A 19526-nucleotide genomic window follows, 5' to 3' on the forward strand; every position below is an offset into this window, starting at 1 on the left:
TTACACCGTCATGAACAGGCCGAACAGTAGAGCGATGCTCCCGTACCCTTGCCTGATCCTCTCCTTGCCGGGAGCGGGACCGCAATGTTCCCATTGCTGCGTGCCCCTCGGAGAACTGCGCGCCCTGCTGGCCCGCCATGCCCGTGAAGACGGGACCACCCCCATCGACGGCGTCCTGATCGGCCGGGCCGAGCAGGCATTCCAGTCGTCGACATCGATGTCCGGCATGGTGCTGGCCCTGGTCGCCCAGGGCGCGAAAACGCTCGCGCTGGGCGACCGGGTGTACGAGTACCGCGCCGGGCAGTACCTGGTCGCCTCGGTCGACCTGCCGGTCACCGGCTACTACACCGAGGCCAGCCCCGAACGGCCGGCACTCGGCTTCGGTCTCGTCCTGAAGCCGTCGGCGATCGCGCAGCTGCTGCTCGACGCGCCGCCCGGCGACCTGCCCCGGGCTCCCGGCGGCGGCACCCCGTCCGCGATGGCGGTCAGCGACGCACCGCCGGAGCTCGTCGATGCGGCCGTCCGCATGCTGCGTCTGCTCGACCGGCCCCGCGACATCCCGGTGCTGGCCCCGCTGATCGCCCGGGAGATCCTGTGGCGGCTCATCACCGGCGAGCAGGGCGCCACGGTACGCCAGCTGGGCCTGGCCGACAGCAGCCTGGCCCACGTGGCCCGCGCGGTGCGGTGGATCCGCGACAACTATCGCGAGTCGTTCCGGGTGCAGGACGTGGCGCGGATGTCGGGCATGAGCGTGTCGGCGTTCTACCGCAATTTCCAGGCGGTCACGGCGATGAGCCCGATCCAGTTCCAGAAGCAGTTCCGGCTCCAGCAGGCCCGGCTGCTGCTGGCCACGCAGCCCGGCGACGTCACGGCGGTCAGCCACCAGGTGGGCTACGACAGCCCGTCGCAGTTCAGCCGTGAGTACCGCCGTCAGTTCGGCGCGCCACCGAGCCAGGACGCTGCCCGCCTGCGCGATTCCGCCCAGTCTCCCGAGCTGTCCATGCCCTGACTCATCCGTCCCGGCCCGCCTGGTCGGGTCCATCCGCCCGGCCGATCTGCACCCCAGCAGTGGCCTGCCCTGGCCCGCCGCCGTGGCGCCCTGCCGAAACCCTTGCCCCGTGGTGACCACGTTCAGGTTCAGGTGCGCACGACCAGGACGAGCTCCGCGTCAGGTCCGGGCGGAGATCCGGACGCTGGCGGACCGGGCGCACAACCTCCCGCTCGGACCGCACCCGCGAGGGAGGTGGCGATCTGCCCGCGCTCGGCGGGCCAGTCCCCGGGAACGGGCCATGCGGGCGCGGGCGCCGGGCCGGCTGCGGACCAGCGGCCGGCGACTGAGGCAGCACCGAACATCGCCGCCTGACGAGCCGGCCGAGGAAGTCACGGCTTTCCGAGCGGCTTCGCAGCCATCGTCCCGCCGACGAGCCGGTGCTCCGGCCGGGTCAGGTCCGGCTCTCCCACCGTGGCTGCCCACTGCTCCGCGTCGTCCCGCGGCTCGTAGCCGATCGCCCGACCGCCCACCGCCGACCACCACCGCCGGGTGTTCGCCGAAACTCCCCACACCAGCCGCCAACCGGTCGCCCCGAGCGACGCCTCCACCAGCCGCGCCACGTCATCGGGCGAGAGCCAGACCGACAGGTCTCGCGCGTCGCCGGGCTGCTCGACGCACGAGCCGATCCGCAGGCAGATGACGTGCAGGCCGTACCGGTCGTGATGGAGCCGGCCCAACGCCTCCATGGCCGCCTTGCTCCAGCCGTAATAGGAGTCCGGCCGCGGCGGCACGTCGTCGGCCAGGCCCTCCGGGCCGGCGTCGGCCCGCTCGTACAGGCCCACCGCATGGTTGCTCGACGCCAGCACCACCCGGGGCACCCCGCTGGCGTGCGCGGCCCGCAGCACCCGCTCGGTGCCCCGCACGTTGACTGCCAGCACGTCCTCGAACGGCCCCTCGCCGGCGATCCCGCCCAGGTGGACCACCGCGTCCACGCCCCGGCACGCCGCCTCGACGGCGGCCGCGTCGGTGACGTCCAACGCCTCGACCCCTGCGCCGGCCCGTACGTCGGTCAGGCGCAGCTGGTGGTGGCTCAGGCGCTCGCGCACCATGTGCCCGATGGCGCCGGACGCCCCGGTCAGAAGGATCACAGCCATGGGCCAGATGTGCCCATCCGGCGCCGTCTCATGCCGGGCCCAGAGAGGACGCCGTCCCGGGCGTGCACCCGTGCGCGGGAAGGCGCCGGGCCGGGCAAGACACCGGCCCAGGGAGGCCGCCAGGCCCAGGAAAGCGCCAGGTCCCGGAGGAGGAGAAAGACGCCGGATCCCAGAACCACCTCAAGGCCCAGCGGCTCCCGGCAGCGTAGATTCCCCTCGTGGCCACCTACGTCCTGATCCACGGCGCCGGCGATGTCGGCTGGTACTGGCACCTGGTCGAGGCCGAACTACGAGCGCGCGGCCACGACACCGTCGCCCCCGACCTGCCCTGCGACGACGACTCCGCGGGCCTGCCCGAATACGTGGACACGGTGATCGGCGCGATCGGTGACCGCCGCGACCTGATCGTGGTCGCACAGTCGGCCGGCGGTTTCGTCGCCCCGCTCGTCTGCGAACGGGTGACAGCGCGCCTGCTCGTGCTGGTCGCGCCCATGATCCCCGCTCCGGGCGAGGCACCCGCCGACTACTGGGAGCACACCGGCTACAGCGACGATGCGGTCGGCGGATACGACGACGAAGTCGCCCTCTTCTACCACGATGTCCCGCCGGACCTGGCCGCCGAGGCCCTGAGCCGCGGCCGCGACCAGTCCGAGACCCGGATGAATGAGCCGTCGCCGCTGAAGGCCTGGCCCGCCGTCCCCACCCGGGTGTTGATCTGCCGGGACGACCGCCTGTTGCCGCCCGGCTATCTTCGCCGCGTCGCCCGGGAACGCCTGGGCATCACCCCGGACGAGATCGACGGCGGACACACTCCCGCGCTGAGCCGGCCCCGTGAGCTGGCGGAACGTCTGATCGCGTACGGGTGATCAGCGACGGACAGCGGCCACCGCGCCGTAGCCCGTGGCTTCCGCGGGGCTCGGCCGCGGTCCGTCCCCCTCCGGGCGCCAGTCGGACACCGAGACGATCCCCGGCTCCAGCAGGTCGAGGCCCTCGAAGAAGCGGGACACCTCGGCGAGCGTACGCGGGGAGAAGCGCGGCTTGATCCCCTCGTTGACCGCGTTCATGGCGGCGATCGTCTCCGGGTCCAGCGGGTCGAACGTCGCGTGCGACAGCACCAGGTAACTGCCCGCCGGCAGCTCGTCGACCAGCCTGCGCACGATGCCGTAGGGATCCTCGGCGTCCTCGACGAAGTGCAGGACCGCCACCAGCAGCAGCGCCACCGGCTTCGACCAGTCCAGGGTCTCGCGCACGGCCGGGTCCCGCAGGATCTTCTCCGGGTCGCGCACGTCGGCGTCGATGTAGGCGGTCGCGCCCTGTTCGGAGCTGGTCAGCAGGGCCCGGGCGTGGGTGAGCACCAGCGGGTCGTTGTCCACATAGACGATGCGGGACTCCGGGGCGATGCCCTGGGCCACGTCGTGCACGTTGTTCGCAGTCGGCAGCCCGGTGCCGATGTCGAGGAACTGGCGGATGCCGGTCCCGGCGGCGAGGTGGCTCACCGCGCGCTGCATGAAGGCGCGGTTCTCCCGGGCCGCCGTACGGATGTGCGGGAACACGGCGGCGATCGCTTCGGCGGCCTCCCGGTCGGCCTGGAAGTTGTCCTTGCCGCCGAGCCAGTAGTCGTACCGTCGCGCCGGGTGCGGCCTGGTCATGTCGATCCGGGACGCGCCGCTCGCCCACTGCTCGTCGGTGCTCACCACGGTCTCCCGTCATCCTTGACAATGTGGCGCCGGGTCCCGCAGCAGCGTGCCCGCGAGCTCCTACCGGGCCATGGTAGTGCGGCGATCACGCCGGCCGATCCGGCCCCATGGCTTCACCACGCTGAGCACCGTCGCGACCGTCAGGGCCGTCAGGGACACGGCCGGCGGGAAGAACAACGAGGAGACCTCATCCGGAGGTTGCGCTCCGGACCCCAGCTCCCGACCGTACGCGGCGACGGCCGCCATGCCCGGCTCCAGCGCGACGATGATCAGCGTGCAGAGCACCAGGTTCAACGTCAGCTTCACCGCCACCCACCAGTAGCGCAGCAGCCCCCACTTGGTGCCCAGCCCCAGCACGAGGCCGCTGAGCAGGCAGATGAGCCCGGCCGTGAGCATCGGCCACACGGCGAAGGCCGCCAGCGCCCGGTAGGCCAGGCCGCGCACCTCGGCGTCCGACCCGTAACGGCCGGTCCAGACCAGGACGGCGACCATGACGTCGATGCCGATCCAGGCGCCACCGGCGATGATGTGCAGGATCAGGGTGGTCCGGCGCCACCTCCGGCCGAGAACGAAGCCGCTGACCGCCGGGGCGGGCCGGGTCGCGGGCATCGTTGAGGCTGACCTCATCAGGCTCTCCTCAGGATCGGGTGCGGCACGGACGCCGCGGGCGTCCCTGTCACGGTGCCGGATCGCCGGGCCCATCGCGTACGTCGAGCGGCGACTCATCGCCTACGCTGCCGGCCGTAGCGACGCCCGGGGCCCAGCGCGGCGCGAAGGTCAACCGGCGGGCGCGTCGAGGGCCGGCGCCACCACCGCGAACGCCTGGTCGGTCAGCTCGGCGAGCCGCTGCTCGTCGTCGCCCGGCTGCCACTGCTGGAGCACGGTGTCGAACACGACCAGGGCCATCCCGGCGGCGATGCGCGGATAGGGGTCGGTGGCCGGGTCGAGGCCGCGGCGGGCGGCCAGCTCGGCGATCAGCCCGGCCCGCCACTGGGTCTGCCGTTCCAGCCAGCGGGCCTGCAGGGCGGGGGTGTCCAGGACCAGGCGGACCACTTTGCGGGCCCGTTCGATGTGGTCGGGATGGTCGGTGCAGGCGGCCAGCGGCACCCAGACGGCGTGCCGCAACGCGATCGACGGCGGCTCGGCGGCGGGCCGCTCGGCCAGCGCGGACACGATGTCGGCGCCCATGTCGGCCAGGAACCGGACGACGACGTCCTCCTTGGACGCGTAGTAGCGGTTGAAGGTGCGCCGGGACATGCCCGCGGCGGTGACGATGTCGTCGACGGTCACCGCGTCGAAGCCACGGGAGGCCAGCAGCATCAGGGCGGCGTCGCGTAGTTCGTCGGCGACCAGCTGGCGCTTCCGCTCCGCCACGCTGCTGTCGGCCCGAGATCGCATGGGCAGATGCTACGTCAGGCCCTACCTGTCTGATCGCGCACATCTTGACTCACTGTGCCACCAATAGCACAGTGGGACGTATGACTGCTGACGGCTGGACCGAGGCACGGATTCCCGACCAGAACGGCCGTACCTCGGTCGTCACCGGCGCCACGAGCGGGCTCGGCCTGGCCACCGCCCGGGCCCTCGCCGCCCGCGGCGCGCGCGTCGTGCTCGCCGTACGGGATGAGGAGAAGGGCCACCGCGCCGCCGCCGGCATCGCGGCGGCCCGGCCCGGCGCGGAGCTGGAGGTCCGGCGCCTCGACCTGGCCGACCCCGATTCGGTACGGACCTTCGCCGACGGGATGCGGGCCGACCACGCCCGGATCGACGTGTTGATCAACAATGCCGGCGTGATGGCCCCGCCGCGCACCCTCACCCCGCAGGGGCACGAGCTGCAGTTCGCCACCAACCACCTCGGGCATTTCGCCCTCACCGGGCTGCTGTTCGACCTGCTGCTCGCCGGCCGCGACCCGCGCGTGGTCACCGTGATCTCGGTCAACCACCGGCAGGCCCGGCCGCCCACCGACCCGGCCGGCAGACCGCGCTACTCGCCGATGGGCGCCTACAACACGTCCAAACTGGCCAACGCGATCTTCGGCCGGGAGCTGCACCGCCGGCTGACCGCAGCCGGCAGCCCGGTGCGCAGCATGCTCGCCCATCCCGGGTACACCGCCACCGGCCTGCAGACCAGCGCCACGACCGCGCTCTGGCGGTTCCTGCTGGGCCGGATCGGCAACCCGTTGCTGGCCCAGGCGGTCGAACAAGGCGCCCGGCCCCAGCTGTATGCCGCCACCGATCCGGCCGCCCGGCCGGGCGAGCTCATCGCCCCGGACGGGCCGGGCGAGCTGCGGGGCCACCCGGCACCGGGCCGGCTGTCGGCCGCGGCGACCGACCCCGACCACGGCCGCCGGCTGTGGGAGTTGTCCGAACAGGCCACCGGCGTACGCTTCAGCGCCCTGCGGCCGTCCGCCTGATCGACCCCCGGGTGGGCCGGGTCCCGGGGTCATACCAGTGCCTCACCCGGGCGCGGCCAGGGTGCCGCGGGAGAAGACTTCGGGCTGTCAACAATTCGGTCCAAGGAGGTCATCATGACCAGCAGCACCCAGGTCAGCGGCGAATCGCCGGCCGCCGGCCCCGCCGGCACCACCGTGGCGTACCGGCTCGAGGTCGCCGTCCTTCCGGTCGCCGACGCGGCCCGCGCCCGGGACTTCTATCTCGGGCTGGGGTGGCGGCTCGACGCCGACATCGATCCCGGCGGCGGCTACCACGCCGTGCAGCTGACCCCGCCCGGGTCGACCGCCTCGATCATCCTGGGTACCGGCGTCACCACCGCCCGGCCGGGCCAGAACGGCGGGCTGCTGCTCGCGGTCGACGACATCGAGGTCGCCCGCTCGCGGCTCGTGTCCCAGGGCGTACCGGTCAGCGAGATCTTCCACGACGCCGGCGGCAGCCTCGGAGCCGGTTTTGTCGCCGACCCCGCCGCCCACGCCGCCGGTCCGGACCCCCAGCGCCGCTCCTACGCCTCCTACGCGACGTTCGAGGACCCCGACGGCAACCGCTGGCTGCTCCAGGAGCTCACCGACCGGCTGCCGGGCCGGGTCTGAGCAACAGGTACGGGGGCCCGGCGACCAGTGGGTTTCCCGGGCGCGAGCCCGGGCCGGGCCGGGCCAGAGTGAAGTGACCGGCGACGAGCCGGTTCCGCAACCGACACGGAGGGCACCTGATGGACGTCGCAGCGCTGGCCGAGCTTCTGCGTGAGGCCGAGGACAACCACGGCCGGTACGAGCCGACCGCACCGAAACATCACTGGTGGGACTGGTACGCGGCCTTCGTCGTCGCCCGCCGGCAGGGCCGGACCGCGGAAGAGGCGTACCGGGACGCCACCGCCGCGCTGGAGGGGACGCCGCGATGAGCACCGACTTCGACGTGATCGTGCTGGGGGCCGGCGCGCCCGGGGAGCACTGCGCCGCGGCGCTGGCCACTGGTGGGCTGCGCGTGGCCATGGTCGAACGGGAGCTGCTCGGCGGCGAGTGCTCGTACTGGGGCTGCATTCCGTCCAAGACTCTGCTGCGGCCCGGGGAGGCGCTGGCAGGGGCCCGTAACGCCCCCGGCGCCAAGGAGGCCGTGACCGGGACCGTCGACGTGAAGTCGGCGTTGGCCTGGCGTGACTTCATGGTGTCGAACTACGACGACGCCGGCCAGGTGGCGTGGGCGCGCGGTGCCGGGATCGAGGTGATCCGCGGCCGGGGCCGGCTGGCCGGACCGGGTGCTGTCGAGGTGGACGGGACGACGTACACCGCCCGGCACGTCGTGGTCGCCACCGGTTCGGATCCCGCGTTCCCGTCGCTGCCCGGGCTGTCCGAACTGCCTGGGGTGTGGACGGACCGGGAGGTCACCGGCCTCACCGAGGTGCCGCGGCGGCTGCTGGTGCTCGGCGGCGGGGCGATCGGGGTCGAGATGGCGCAGGCGGTCACCCGGCTCGGCGGGTCCGTCACGCTCGTGCAGCGCGGCGACCGCCTGTTGCCGCGGGAGCCGCGGGCTCTCGGTGACCAGGTGGCCGAGGTCCTGCGGGCCGACGGCATCGAGGTGCGGCTCGGCCAGGCGCCGACCGCCGCTCGGCTCGACGGCGACGAGTACGTGCTGGCGTCAGCGGACGGCTCCGAGGTGCGCGGTGACCGCCTGCTCGTGGCGACCGGACGGCGGCCGCGGGTCACCGGCATCGGGCTCGAGACGGTCGGCATCACGCCGGACCCCCGCGGGATCGCCGTCGACAGCCGGCTCTCCGCCGGGCCGAACCTCTGGGCCATCGGCGATGTCACCGGGCTGTGGCTGCTCACCCACGTCGGCGAGTACCAGGGCCGGGTCGTCGCGTCGAACATCCTCGGCGGGCAGCGCGAGGCGCACTACGAGGCGGTGCCCCGGGTGATCTTCTGCGACCCGCAGGCGGCCGCGGTCGGTGCGGCTGAGGGCGACTTCACCGCCACGATCCAGCTCAGCGGGGTCCCCCGCACGTCGACCTACACCCGCGCCTACGACACCCAGCCAGGCTTCCTGACCCTGGTGTCGGACGGTGAGCGGATCACCGGGGCCTGCGCCCTGGGACCCGAGGCGGGCGAGTGGCTTCAGCAGGTCACGCTGGCCATCCGTACGGGCACTCCGGTGCCGGTGCTGCTCGACGTCATCCAGCCGTTCCCGACGTTCTCCGAGGCCGTGTTCCAGGCCCTGCGCGACCTCGACGCGCAGATCGCCGGCGCGCGGGCCGCCGCCGTGGCCGCGCCCGCCGGTCAGGAGGCGTGATGAACCGCGCCGCGGTGTCCGTGGCGGTCGTCGGCAGCCGCACCGAGGCGGAGCTGATCGTGGGCCTGCTGCGCAGCCACGGTCTCCGGGCCGCCTCGGCGGCCGACGACGCCGGTGGGCAGGAGCCACAGTTGCAACTGCAGGGGGTGCACGTGCTGGTGGCCGCCGCCGACGAGGCGGCGGCGCGCCGGTTGCTCGCCGACGTCGACTGAGCCGCTAGAGTTGCAGCCGTTACGGCGCGTCCGCCCGGAGACATTCCGCCCGGAGAAATGAGGAGCACTGATGGCCACCACGATGACCGGAGCTTCCGTTCGCCCCTTGGTGACCGCGGTCGCCGGCTGCTAGAGCCGCGCGGGTAGCAACACAGCACCCATCCCGGTCGCCCGGGGCGAGGTGACACCTGTCACCGGCCCGTGGCGCTGTCTGGCGTCTCCGTTCGCCTTTCCGGGAGTTCCGCTGTGTTCGCTCGTCCGCGTTCCGCCGCTACACCTGTCCCCCGCAACGTCCGCCTGCTGAGCTGGTTCAACTTCTGCGGTGACTTCCGCCTGTACGGGCCCATCATGGTCATCTACTTCGCGCAGGTCACCGGCTCGTACACCGCCGCCGCCAGCCTCCTGGCGGTGAAGATGCTGTCCTCGGCGGCGTTCGAGGTCCCGACCGGGGTGCTCTCCGACCGCCTCGGGCGGCGCGGCACCATGATCGCCGGTGCCGTCGTCATGGTGGCCGCCCATCTCGGGTACGCCGCCGCTCCGGGCTACGGCCTGCTCCTGGCTGCTGTCGTGCTGGAAGGCACAGCCACCGCACTGTGGAGCGGCAACAACGAGTCTCTGCTCTACGACACGCTGCTCGAAGCCGGCCGGGAGGACGAGTTCCCGCGGCACTCGGGCCGGGTGAACTCGATGTTCCAGCTCGCGCTCGCCCTGGCGGCGGCCGTGGGGGGCGTGGTCGGCGACGCGTGGTCCCTGCGCGGCGTGGTCGTACTGTCGGTCGTACCGCAGGTCCTGTGTGTCTTCATCGCCTGGCGGGTCCGGGAACCGCGGGTGCACGGCCCGCTGGAGTCGACCGTACTGGTGCATCTCGGATCGGCCCTGCGCGGCATCCGCCGTAATCCGGTGCTCCGCCGGATGACTCTGGTGTCGGCCCTTCGCTACAGCAGCGAGAGCGCGGCGCAGTTGTCGCCGGTCTTCGTGGCCGGGCTGTGGCCGCTCTGGGCGCTGGGCCTGTGGCGGACCTTCGGCCACGCCGTGGCCTTCGCCGGCTTCCGCGTCAGTGGCTGGGTGATCGGCCGGCTGGGCGCGACCCGCACTCTGCTGTCCGGTGAGCTGTTCGACACCGTGGCGAACGTCGTGGCGCTGGTCAAGCCGACGGTGTTCTCGCCGGTGCTGCTGGGCTCACCGGCCTACGGCATGTCGACGATCGCCCAGCAGACGCTGCTCCAGCGGGAGTTCACCGACCGGGAACGCGCGACGATGGGTTCGCTCGCGTCGCTGCTCGGCAGCGTGCTGTACGCGCTCGTCGCGCTCGGAGCCGGACTGGTGGCCGACCGCTGGGGCATCGTCGCCTCGCTGCTCGCGATCCAGGCGGTGGTGCTGACCGCCCTCCCCCTCGCCTGGTGGGTGCACGCGCACGCCTCTTCCCGGCGGCTGCTCGGCGCGTAGGACCCGCAGCGAGCGGCTCACCGCGCGGCGCCGCCGGATCGGACCTCCACCGTGGCCGGAGCCATGTCGTCCGAGCTCATCCTGGCCTCGAGGCCGGCGGACCGCAGGATCTCCAGGATCGCGGTCGCCATCAGGTGCTTGACCCGTCCCATGTGCAGGACCGCCTCGTGCTCCGTCTCTCCCGCCATCATCTTGTCGAAGGCGACGGAGCTCATGGCCTCGGACGGCGTCCAGACCACCGAGACGAAACCGTCGTCCGGTTCGACACCGAAGCCGCCGGCCCGGGGCTCGTCGAATGACGAAGCCTGCAGTCCGGCGGCCCGCAACTCCCGCGCCACTGTGGTCTCGAGTGCGTCGTCAGCCATTCGCCGAGACTAATCCATTCACCGCACGACGACAGAAGGGGCCCGGGAATTCTTTCCCGGGCCCCTCGCCGCACTACCGTCCGCCGCTGGCTCTTCGGATCATCCCGGCCAGCATCTCATTGGCCACGGAATTGACCAGCGCATTGTCGCCCCAGGGGACCGACCACGTCACTCGCGCATTGTCCGCCAGATAACCGGACAGCTTGCTGGCACACGCGGAGCAGGGTTGCCGTTCGCTGTACAGTTCGGTGATTTTCCCGACGTTGTTGCCCTTGGCCTTCATCGCGTTGATCTGGTCGATGATGTGGTCCTCGGAATGGTAGCCGTCGCCCTTGCTGAATCCGGTGATCAGGCCGTTGTGACCGTCGACCTTGGCCACCGCGACGTTGCCGCCGGGCGCCTTGGTCCGCGGACCGGTGGGGAATCCACCACCCCCACGGGCCTTGTACGCCGCGGTGCTGAGACCGTCGCTGTTGTACGGGATCTTGCCACCGCAGTTGTGCACCAGAACCGTGGCGGTCCCGACGACGACGTAGTACGTGTGGATGCCGTCGACGGTCAGGTTGTGGACCTGCCGGGTCTCCTTCCAGGTGTGCGTCGCCTTGACCTCGAGGAGATTGCCGTCGACGTCCTCGACCAGGTCGCCGGTCTGCAGCTCCGCGGCGGGGACGAACTTGCCCAGCTGGTCGACCCAGAACGGGTGGCCGTCGGTCGCGATGACGCTTCCCGTGGCTTTCCCGGCCGCGCCGTCGGTGTCGACGGTGATCTCGACCAGTTGCTTTTCCCCGTCACCGGTGATCAGGTCCGTGACCGGCCGGCTCTCGGTGATACCCAGCTCCGGGTCGCCGGCCAGCACCTCGTCGCCGAGGTCGATGTCCTCGATGGGCTTCAACGAGCCGTCCGCCATGAGCACGGCCGTGCCGGGCACGAAGCTGTTGCTCGCACAACTGCCCCCACGGGAGGCCGCCGTGCCGCCGCTCTTCGCGCCACCACCGCCGCCACCACTGCCGCGTGCCTTGGCTGGTCCTGCGCTACCACCGCCGCCGGTTGCCTTGGCGCCGCCGGTCGGTCCACCGCCGCCGGACGATGCCTTGGCGGGCGACGGTGCTGCTTTGCCGCCACCCTGGGCCGCGTTGGCCGCCTTCGACCCGCTGCGCGCGGCGTCGGCACCCTTGGCCGCCGACTGGGCGGCGTCCACGCCCTTGGCGGCGTACTTGGCGCCCTTGGCGGCGCTGGCCGCGTAGCCGGCGAACGGGATCGCCGAGGCCGCCGACAGGGCCGCGTTGCCGTAGTCGCCCTCGGCCGCGTACCAGGCCGCGTTGGCCAGGTCGGCGACCTCTCCGACACCGGGGACGAGGCCGGCGACGTCCAGCGCCGCGTGGCCGACGTCGCTGAGGGAGAAGTGGCCGTCGATCTCCACCTGCGAGATCGGGTTGCCGCCGCCGAAGGCGTACCGGTTGTTGGTGAACGGGTCGGTCGACAGGTTCATGTCGTCCAGGGCGCCGTTGTAGCTGTCCTGGGTCAGGAACCGGTTCAGGCCGGGGTCGTAGTCACGGAACCCCATGTCGTACGAGCCGGAGGACTGGTCGAACCGCTTGCCGTTGAACCGGTAGGCGTTGTACGGCTCCTTGTTCGGGTCCTCCGGATTGCCGGCGTCGGGCTTGTCGGCGCCGCTGAACTGGGCGTCGTCGTTGCTGCCGTACGCGGTGTAGCCGTACGTCGCCCGGGAGTCGCCCTGCTCGTCGGTGATCTGCTCGACGTCGGTGTGCGGGTTGTAACCCTGGTAGGACGTCTCGAAGCTGCCGTCGTCCTTGAACTTCGCCTGCGACAGCAGGTTACCGTCCGGCCCGTACTGGTAGGTCTTGCGGAGCTTGCCGCCCTCCTCCTCCGACAGCACCTGCTCGGCCAGCCCGAGGTAGGAGAACTTGGTGGTCTTGTCGTTCTGCTTGCGGGTGAGCTGACGGTCCAGCGGGTCGTAGGTGTACTCGGTGTCGCCGCCGGGCGTCTTGGTGTACTTGGTCGTGCGGTCGAAGCCGTCGTAGGTGTACTTCTCGGTCTCCTTGCCGTCCGTCGTCGTGCTTTCCTGCCGGCCGAAGTCGTCGTACTTGAACGTCGAGCTGACCGAGACGCCGGCGGTGGTGGACGTGGAGGTCTTGAGCCGGTTCCTGTCGTAGTTGAACGTGGTCCTGGTGTTCTTGACCGACTGCTCGATGACGTTGCTGTTGGCGTCGTGGACATACGTCTCGGTGCCGGCACCGCTACCGGTCTTGACCTGCTTGCGGATCCGGTCCCTGGGGTCGTACTCGTACGTCGTGGTGGTGTCGATCGTCGCCGACTTGTTGTCCGCGTTCTGCTTCTTGGCGACGTCCTTGGCGCGGTGGCCGTTGGCGTCGTACTCGATGGCGTGCTCGTTGACCACCGTGCCGCTCGACTTCTTCTCGACCTGCTTCTGCAGCTGCTCGTCGAGGTAGTAGTCGTAGGTGACGGTGTTGCCGTTGCCCTTCTTCTCCGTGGCGACCTGGCCCCGCTTCGTGTACGTGAAGGTGGTCGTCTTCGCGTCGGAGTCGGTGGCGGTCTTGCCGTTCTTCAGCTCCGAGACCAGGTCGCGGGCGTCGTAGGTGTACTTCGAATACGTCTTGTCGTGGGTCAGCTCGAGCAGGTTGTCGTTGACGTCGTAGCCGTACCGGGTGGTGTTCTTGACCGAGCCGTCGAGCTTCTCCTCGACCTTCTCCATGCGGTTGACCACGTCGTACGTCATCGCGTACGTGTCGACCCTGGCGTCGGTGCTCTTGTCGAGCATCGTGGTCAGGTTGGCGTTGGCGTCGTAGGAGAACTCGAAGTTCTTCCGGGCGGTGCCGGACCCGGCGCCGTCGTCGGACTGGGTCTTCTGCTTGCCGTCCGGGAAGAACGTCCAGTTCATCTGCCGGGTCTTGTTGTTCGCCCCGGTCACCTTGCGGGAGGTCTGGTTGCCGATGGTGTCGTAGTCGTACTCGGTCCGGATGCCGAAGGCGTCGGTGCTGGTGCGGTTCCAGCCGTTGTCCCAGTACGTGTACCTGGTCTCGGGCCGGGTCGTCTCACCCTCCGACGGTGGGGAGCTCACCGTCTTGGTGTTGCCGACCTCGTCGTAGGTGTAGACGGTCTTGTCGGCCGTCTTGTACCGCTCGTCCCCGGAGGCGTACGGCTCCTGCTGCTCCTTGACCCGGTTCAGCACGTCGTAGACGGTCACCGTGGCGAAGTCGTTCAAGTCGCCGGTGGTCTCGACACCCCGTGGTGAGATGGCCCGGGTCTTGTTGCCGACCTCGTCGTACTCGAACTTCGAGGTGCGGTACGTCGTCGTGCCGTCGACGGTCTTGTGCGGAGCCTTGATCTCCTCGACCGCGGAACGCGCGTCGAACTTGACGGTGGTGCGGTTGTTCTCCCGGTCCACCGTGGCGGTCGGGTTGCCGTCGCGGTCGTACTCCGTCTTCGTGACGTTGCCGGCCGCGTCGGTGATCGCGATCTGCCGGTGGTTGAGGTCGTAGTCGTACTTCGCGTTGTAGTCGTCGGGGTCGGTGGTGGCCGACTTGCGCTGGTCCGCCGCGGTCTTCAGGTTCCCCACGTTGTCGTAGGTGGAGACGACCCGGCCGCCGAGCGGATCGGTGGCCTCGACGACCTGGTTCAGCTCGTCGTAGCGGTAGGTCGTCGTGTAGTCGTCCGGAGTCGCCGTCAGGTTGCCCTTGGGCTCGGTGTCACGCAGCAGGTTGCCGACGTTGTCGTAGTCGTAGGTGGTGATGCGCTCCGGCGCACCACTGCCGTCACTGGGCTCCTTGCGGAACTCCAGCCGGTCGGTCGGATCGTGGCCCGACTCCGTCACGGCCCCGTTGGCGGCCTCCTCGCGGACGACGTTGTCGTTGCCGTCGTAGGTCGGGCCGGGCGTGACGATGAAGACGTTGTTCGCCGCGTCCTTCGGTTCCCGGGAGTTCAGCGGCCGGCCGAAGACGTCGTAGGTGTACGTCGAGGTCTTGCCGGCGGCGTCGGTGATCGCGACGACGTTGCCGATGGCGTCGTACTCGTAGGTCTCTTTCTGGTTGAGGGCGTCGATGATCGTCTTCGGGTAGCCGACCGGGTCGTAGTCCTCGTACTTGGTGGTGTTGTCGTTGGCGTCGGTCGACGTCTTCTGCTGACCCCAGGTGTCGTACGTGTAGACCGAGGTGTAGTCACCGGCGGCCGCGGTCGCGTTGCCCTTGGGGTCGGTGACCGAGGTCAGGTTGCCGTAGGCGTCGTAGCCGAAGGTGTGCCTACGGCCCTCCGGGGACGTCTTGGCGGTCAGCTCGGCGGTGTGGCCCTTGAGACCGAACCGGTATTCGAGCTTCTGCGCCGGCCAGTTGTTCTTGTTGGCCTCCGGATCCTTGATCTCCAGCGGCAGGCCGGTCTTCTCGTCGTAGACCCAGGTGGTGACCGCGCCGTTGTCCTCGGCCAGGCGCCGCACGTTGTTGTCGGCGTCCCAGGTCAGCTCGGTCTTCTGCTGCTTGGCGTTGGTCAGCAGGGTGGGCCGGCCGAAGCCGTCGAGCAGGTACTTCGAGGCGTGCCCGTTGGCGTCGGTGACGACGTTCTCGATGAACGAGCCGGTCGAGCCGTCCGGGTCGGTGTAGGTGAAGTCGATGTTCTTGTCGTTGCGGTCGACGACCTTCTCGGTCCGCCACTTGAGCAGGTTGCCCGCGGAGGCCGGGAAGTAGCCCAGCTTGGTGCCGTGGCCGCGGGGGTCGTCGACCCGGACGAGCTTGGGGTTGTTGAGTCCCGACGCGTCGTCGTAGTAGAAGCCGAACGGCTTCTCGTCGGCCGTGCCCTGCCCGTCGAGGACCTCACGCAGCAGGCCCTTGTCGTTGTAGGTCAGGGTGATGCGGCGCCCGGTGACGTCGGTGATGGCCCGCAGCTGGTTGACGATCTGGCCGTTGGCCAGGTTCGTGCCGGACTGCTTGGAGTCGCTGTTGCCGGTGAAGAAGGCGAAGTTGTCGCCGCTGTTGAAGTACTCGAAGGTCAGTGTGCGGCGGCCGGTGGCGTCGGTGATGTACTTCAGCACCCCGGTGTTGCGGTTGCCGACCTTGACCCGCTCGTAGGTGAACCGCAGGTCGTTGCCGTTCTTGTCGATGACGGCGGTCTGGTAGCCGTCCACGTCGAAGTAGAACTGGCTGCGGTCCGGCCGGGTCATCACCCAGGTACGGGTCGGGTCGTCGCCGTTGCGCTGCAGATAGAGGTGCATACCGGAGGGACTGTCGTAGTCCCAGTCGGCCTCGTTGGTGCTGTCGTGCTTGTTGAGGTCGAAGAAGTGGCTGGTGCCGTCACCGTCGGTCAGCGTGACCTTCGCCGGCCAACGATCGGTGCCGCCGGAGAACTGCAACGGTGAGCCGAGCCGGGTGACGGTCGAGGTCGACAGCGACCAGCCGTACCCGATGTAGGAATTGGAACTGTCCTGGCTGTTGTACGACAGCCGCAGGAACGTGGACAGGCCGCGGCTCGGGTTGCTGAACGCGTTGTAGCTGAACACAGCGTTGCCGGAGAACTGGTTCACCATCACGGTCGAGCCGGCGCCCGCGTTCTGGCCGGTGTACTGGTAGAACTTCTCCAGCCCGAGCTGGTCGGAGGTCGGGTCCTCGACGGTCACCGGCTGGGCCAGCGGCGGGATCTCCCACACCTGCGACAGCCACTGGTTGGTGGTCTTGTTGCGCAGGTCCCACTTGAGGACGAACTTCTGCCGCTTGTTGCCCTGGTCCGAGCGGACCGGCGTCATGATCTTCGCGTTGACCGTGGTCACCGCGCCGGAGGCGAGATCCACCGGCAGCGGCGTCTCACGCTGGTTGTCGCCGTTGGTGACGTCCGTGCCGTCGGCCAGCTCCCACCGGTACGACAGCACCCAGTCCGCCTTGTTCAGCGGAGAGCTCGTCGAGTTGGTGATGGTGACCGGCGACGTGTACTCGTCACCCGGGATCATCCGCGAGGGCACGGTGGGCGCGTAGTACGTGTTCTCCGTGGCCGGCGCCGTGTAGATCACCTCGAGGCGGGGCCGCTGCCGGATGTCCGGCACCTCACCCGCGGTGAACAGCACCCGCTGGGTCGGCGTGGACTCGTTGGCCAGCCGGAACAGCACACCCTTGTTGCTGCTCGGGGTGTTCACCCAGCCCTGCACCAGCGCGGTGGCGTTCCAGTTCTGCCAGCGCGGATCGGTGCCGATGTTGGTCACCGAGCCCGACGCGGTCGCCGTGTAGTCGCCACCGGGGGTGGTCCAGGCGGTCGAACCGGCGGCCTTGTTCCACGAGCCGGTGGCCTCGTCGAAGTCACGGGTCAGGCCGTGCATGGCGAAGGTGGCGCCGCCGTCGCCCTCGGAGTACGCACCCCAGAGGCCGACCTTCGCGCTGAGCACCTTGGTGCCCGTGGGCAGCCCGGTCATGCTCGGCCACTTCACCACGGCCCGGCTGGTGCCGAAGATCGAGCCGTTGTTGCCGATCTGGACCAGCCCGCCGCCGTCGAGCACGTCGTGGCCGGTGTCGGGCTGCTTGCTGGTCAGCGTCGTGTCGGTGGAGTTGCCCTGCAGCACGCGCACGATGTGGCCGGCCTTGGGCAGCTGCACCTGCTCGGCCGGGGACGGGATGAGCTGCCCGTCACGGGTCTTCACGACGATCATGTAGTAGAACGGGGCACCGAACTCGGTGGCGTTGTTCGCCGGCGTCGGTGTGCCGCTGGTGTCGCTGTAGGACGTGCGGTCCTTGAGGACGGGTGCGACCAGGGTGCGCTCCGAGGGGATGAAGCTCTGCGCGGAGCTGCGGTGCACCTGGTACTCGACGATGTCGTCGCCCGTGCTGGTCGACGGGTCGGCGTAGGCGCTCCAGGCCAGCTCGGCGCCGGTGGACCGGATCGTCGTCGGCATCTGCAGCGTCACGCCGGGCCGGCCCCAGGTCAGCAGCAGCGTCGGGAAGGTGTCGACCTCGCCGCCGAACGCGTTCTCCGCGCCCTCGTAGCGCGGGCCGCTCAGCACACTGGCCTCGTTCGGGGTCTTGAGCACGAAACCGTTGTTGGCCTGCTTGCCGTCGATCCAGTCCTGCACGATCGACCGGACGCTGAACGTGTGCCAGGCGTGGTTCTGGAAGGCGCCCTTGCTGTCGGCGGCCTTCTTGACCAGGCGGACGCCGTCGGCCACGACGGTCTTGTTGGCCACGTCGCCCAGGACGACCTTGTGCGTGGTGCCCGCGTTGAAGGAGAACTCACCCAGCGACACCCAGGTCCCGCTGCCCGACCCGGTGGTCTGGTTGACCGTCTTCACGGTGCTGCCACCGGTGTGGAAGACCGTGTACGGCGCGTTCGTGGCCCGGTCGGAGCCGGGGACGTAGTGCACCTGCACGTCGTACTTGCCGGCCTCGGTGACCCGCGGCACCCAGGTGTAGGTGTCGCCGGTGGTGGCGCCGCTGTTGGTGCGGTAGCTGCCGCCCACGGCCGCCGTGGCGCTGACCGAGGGCCACTCGCCCACGGCCGCGGTCTTGCCGGAGTCGGCGTTGTCGATCTGCTCGGTGTTGGTGCCGATCTCGCCGACCGCGGTGTTGATGTTGTTCCAGGTGACCGTGCTCTCGTTCCACGGCGCGGTGACCCGGTGCGCGTTGATCGGCACTACGGTGCCGTCGAGCGCGTTCACCATGTTCTGGTCGAAGTACATCTTGAGCTGGGCCGAGTCCAGCTTCGTACCGGCCGGGACCTCGCTGAGCGGGAACTTGACCAGGCTGCGGAAGATCGCGTTGGTGGAGCCACTGACCTGGTTCGTGCCGACCGACAGCCGCCACGAGGTGTCGTAGTTGGCCGCCGGGTCGTACGAGTTGATCATCCCGTCCTGGGCCTGGCCGACCTGCGGCTGCACCTTGATGGTGGGGTCGATGACCACGGGGTACTTGCGGGCGCTGTCGCGCAGCCACTTCTCGTCGGCCGTGACGGTGAGCCGCAGCGTGGAGCCGGAGCCGGTGAGGACCTGGGTGACCTTGTTGCTCCACCCGGTGCCGGTCGGCGTGGCCGGGTCGGCGCCGCTGTCGTACATGTACGGCTTCGGCAGGTAGAACAGCGGCGCACCGTCGGCGTCGGCGGCGCGGAAGGCGACCGAGCCGTCGGGCTGCGCGGCGGCGGTGACCCCGTCGAGCGCGAGCGTGAAGGTGTACGACGCGGCCCCGGCCGGGGCCTTGTCGAGCACGATCTTCTCCTTCAGTGCCGAGGCGTTCACGTCGTACGCGACGTCGGCGCCGCCGAACACGTCCGGATAGCGGACCGCGCTGCCCCGCACCCTGGGTGTCACCTTGCGGGCGGCCCCGGCGACGCCGACGGACACCGAGCGGCCGCCCAGGTCGTAGCGGACGAGCCGGTCGGTGCGGTCGCCGAAGCGGCTGTCGAAGGCGTTCTTCCGCGCGCGGTAGACGTAGCCCTGCTCGTTCGTGGGCCGGACCGTGGTGTCGATGTCCTGCCAGCGCCCGGCGTCGTCGCGGTAGTGCAGCGGCGTGCCGCTGACCTCGGCCTGCGTGCGGCCGTCGGCCAGGGTCCACACCTTGGCGTTCGAGGTACGCGCCGAGACCTTCTCCGCGACCCGTTTCGCGGCCGGCAACGTCTTGCCGGTGGGCGCCTTCTGCCGGTCGGGCAGGCTGCTGCCCGGTCCCGGCGCGGTGGCGGCGACCGGGCGGCCTTTGACCGGCGGCACGCCCGGGGGCGGATCGGCCAGCACCACGGCGTCCCGGGCGCGTTCCTCGGCGGACTTCGACGACGACCCGTCGTCACCGAAGCGCTGCGTGGCGACCAGGCCCGAGCCGATGAGCAGCAGGCCGAGCAGGCCCGCGCCGATGGCGGTACGACGACGGCGATTGTGCGGAGAATGGGTGTCCATGCTCGTCGAGCTCTCCTCGATGGAGGTGCGGACAGGCGAC

General features: G+C 70.3%; 14 protein-coding genes. 8 read left to right on the forward strand and 6 right to left on the reverse strand.

Annotated features, from left to right (window positions below; translation table 11 throughout):
• Positions 1-100: 100 nt before the first annotated feature.
• Complete coding sequence (locus AB0C12_RS41810; protein ID WP_360556537.1) at positions 101-1009, forward strand: AraC family transcriptional regulator; 909 nt, start codon at positions 101-103, stop codon at positions 1007-1009.
• A gap of 371 nt (positions 1010-1380) precedes the next feature.
• Here AB0C12_RS41810 and AB0C12_RS41815 read toward each other — a convergent pair whose 3' ends face one another.
• Complete coding sequence (locus tag AB0C12_RS41815; protein WP_360556539.1) at positions 1381-2145, reverse strand: NAD(P)-dependent oxidoreductase; 765 nt, start codon at positions 2143-2145, stop codon at positions 1381-1383.
• Positions 2146-2363: 218 nt separating this feature from the next.
• On the opposite strand from AB0C12_RS41815, the gene AB0C12_RS41820 reads away from it, so the two are divergent.
• The gene (locus AB0C12_RS41820) at positions 2364-3011 is read left to right on the forward strand and encodes an alpha/beta hydrolase (protein WP_360556541.1); all 648 of its coding nucleotides are present in this window, start codon (positions 2364-2366) and stop codon (positions 3009-3011) included.
• Here the strand turns inward: AB0C12_RS41820 and AB0C12_RS41825 are convergent, their stop codons facing one another.
• The 3 genes from AB0C12_RS41825 to AB0C12_RS41835 all read right to left on the reverse strand — a co-directional run bounded on the left by AB0C12_RS41825 (position 3012) and on the right by AB0C12_RS41835 (position 5240).
• A complete protein-coding gene (locus tag AB0C12_RS41825; protein ID WP_360556542.1) occupies positions 3012-3839 on the reverse strand; it encodes an SAM-dependent methyltransferase in 828 nt (275 codons plus the stop codon). It abuts the gene before it with no gap.
• Positions 3840-3902: 63 nt separating this feature from the next.
• Entirely contained in the window at positions 3903-4469 is a 567-nt protein-coding gene (locus tag AB0C12_RS41830; protein WP_360556544.1) for a hypothetical protein, read from the reverse strand.
• 150 nt (positions 4470-4619) lie between these two features.
• Positions 4620-5240, reverse strand: coding sequence for a TetR family transcriptional regulator (locus tag AB0C12_RS41835; protein ID WP_360556546.1), 621 nt, complete (start codon positions 5238-5240; stop codon positions 4620-4622).
• 80 nt (positions 5241-5320) lie between these two features.
• Here AB0C12_RS41835 and AB0C12_RS41840 point away from each other — a divergent pair, with 80 nt between their 5' ends.
• From AB0C12_RS41840 to AB0C12_RS41865, 6 genes are all read left to right on the forward strand, one after another.
• Complete coding sequence (locus AB0C12_RS41840; RefSeq protein WP_360556547.1) at positions 5321-6256, forward strand: oxidoreductase; 936 nt, start codon at positions 5321-5323, stop codon at positions 6254-6256.
• Positions 6257-6370: 114 nt separating this feature from the next.
• The gene (locus AB0C12_RS41845) at positions 6371-6886 is read left to right on the forward strand and encodes a VOC family protein (protein WP_360556549.1); all 516 of its coding nucleotides are present in this window, start codon (positions 6371-6373) and stop codon (positions 6884-6886) included.
• 119 nt (positions 6887-7005) lie between these two features.
• The gene (locus AB0C12_RS41850) at positions 7006-7194 is read left to right on the forward strand and encodes a hypothetical protein (RefSeq protein ID WP_360556551.1); all 189 of its coding nucleotides are present in this window, start codon (positions 7006-7008) and stop codon (positions 7192-7194) included.
• Positions 7191-8579, forward strand: coding sequence for an NAD(P)/FAD-dependent oxidoreductase (locus tag AB0C12_RS41855; protein ID WP_360556553.1), 1389 nt, complete (start codon positions 7191-7193; stop codon positions 8577-8579). Before AB0C12_RS41850 ends, AB0C12_RS41855 begins: the two co-directional genes overlap by 4 nt.
• Positions 8579-8791 carry a DUF2007 domain-containing protein gene (locus AB0C12_RS41860; RefSeq protein ID WP_360556554.1) on the forward strand — a complete coding sequence of 71 codons (213 nt, stop codon included), beginning with the start codon at positions 8579-8581 and terminating at the stop codon, positions 8789-8791. The genes AB0C12_RS41855 and AB0C12_RS41860 overlap by 1 nt, the downstream gene beginning before the upstream one ends.
• Before the next feature lie 246 nt (positions 8792-9037).
• Positions 9038-10237, forward strand: coding sequence for an MFS transporter (locus AB0C12_RS41865; RefSeq protein ID WP_360556556.1), 1200 nt, complete (start codon positions 9038-9040; stop codon positions 10235-10237).
• Positions 10238-10254: 17 nt separating this feature from the next.
• Here AB0C12_RS41865 and AB0C12_RS41870 read toward each other — a convergent pair whose 3' ends face one another.
• Both AB0C12_RS41870 and AB0C12_RS41875 read right to left on the reverse strand, forming a co-directional pair.
• Positions 10255-10602 carry a hypothetical protein gene (locus AB0C12_RS41870; protein WP_360556557.1) on the reverse strand — a complete coding sequence of 116 codons (348 nt, stop codon included), beginning with the start codon at positions 10600-10602 and terminating at the stop codon, positions 10255-10257.
• 73 nt (positions 10603-10675) lie between these two features.
• Entirely contained in the window at positions 10676-19486 is an 8811-nt protein-coding gene (locus AB0C12_RS41875) for a DNRLRE domain-containing protein (protein ID WP_360556559.1), read from the reverse strand.
• Between the last annotated feature and the right edge of the window lie 40 nt (positions 19487-19526).

The sequence above is a fragment of the Actinoplanes sp. NPDC048967 genome, from assembly GCF_040649415.1.
Classification (GTDB): domain Bacteria; phylum Actinomycetota; class Actinomycetes; order Mycobacteriales; family Micromonosporaceae; genus Actinoplanes.

Bases quoted from the DNA above. Each gene is read 5' to 3' on its own strand.
- AB0C12_RS41870 (WP_360556557.1), bottom strand. From the start codon at position 10,602: ATGGCTGACGACGCACTCGAGACCACAGTGGCGCGGGAGTTGCGGGCC.
- AB0C12_RS41835 (WP_360556546.1), bottom strand. From the start codon at position 5,240: ATGCGATCTCGGGCCGACAGCAGCGTGGCGGAGCGGAAGCGCCAGCTG.
- AB0C12_RS41860 (WP_360556554.1), top strand. From the start codon at position 8,579: ATGAACCGCGCCGCGGTGTCCGTGGCGGTCGTCGGCAGCCGCACCGAG.
- AB0C12_RS41850 (WP_360556551.1), top strand. From the start codon at position 7,006: ATGGACGTCGCAGCGCTGGCCGAGCTTCTGCGTGAGGCCGAGGACAAC.
- AB0C12_RS41830 (WP_360556544.1), bottom strand. From the start codon at position 4,469: ATGAGGTCAGCCTCAACGATGCCCGCGACCCGGCCCGCCCCGGCGGTC.
- AB0C12_RS41845 (WP_360556549.1), top strand. From the start codon at position 6,371: ATGACCAGCAGCACCCAGGTCAGCGGCGAATCGCCGGCCGCCGGCCCC.
- AB0C12_RS41815 (WP_360556539.1), bottom strand. From the start codon at position 2,145: ATGGCTGTGATCCTTCTGACCGGGGCGTCCGGCGCCATCGGGCACATG.
- AB0C12_RS41875 (WP_360556559.1), bottom strand. From the start codon at position 19,486: ATGGACACCCATTCTCCGCACAATCGCCGTCGTCGTACCGCCATCGGC.
- AB0C12_RS41840 (WP_360556547.1), top strand. From the start codon at position 5,321: ATGACTGCTGACGGCTGGACCGAGGCACGGATTCCCGACCAGAACGGC.
- AB0C12_RS41855 (WP_360556553.1), top strand. From the start codon at position 7,191: ATGAGCACCGACTTCGACGTGATCGTGCTGGGGGCCGGCGCGCCCGGG.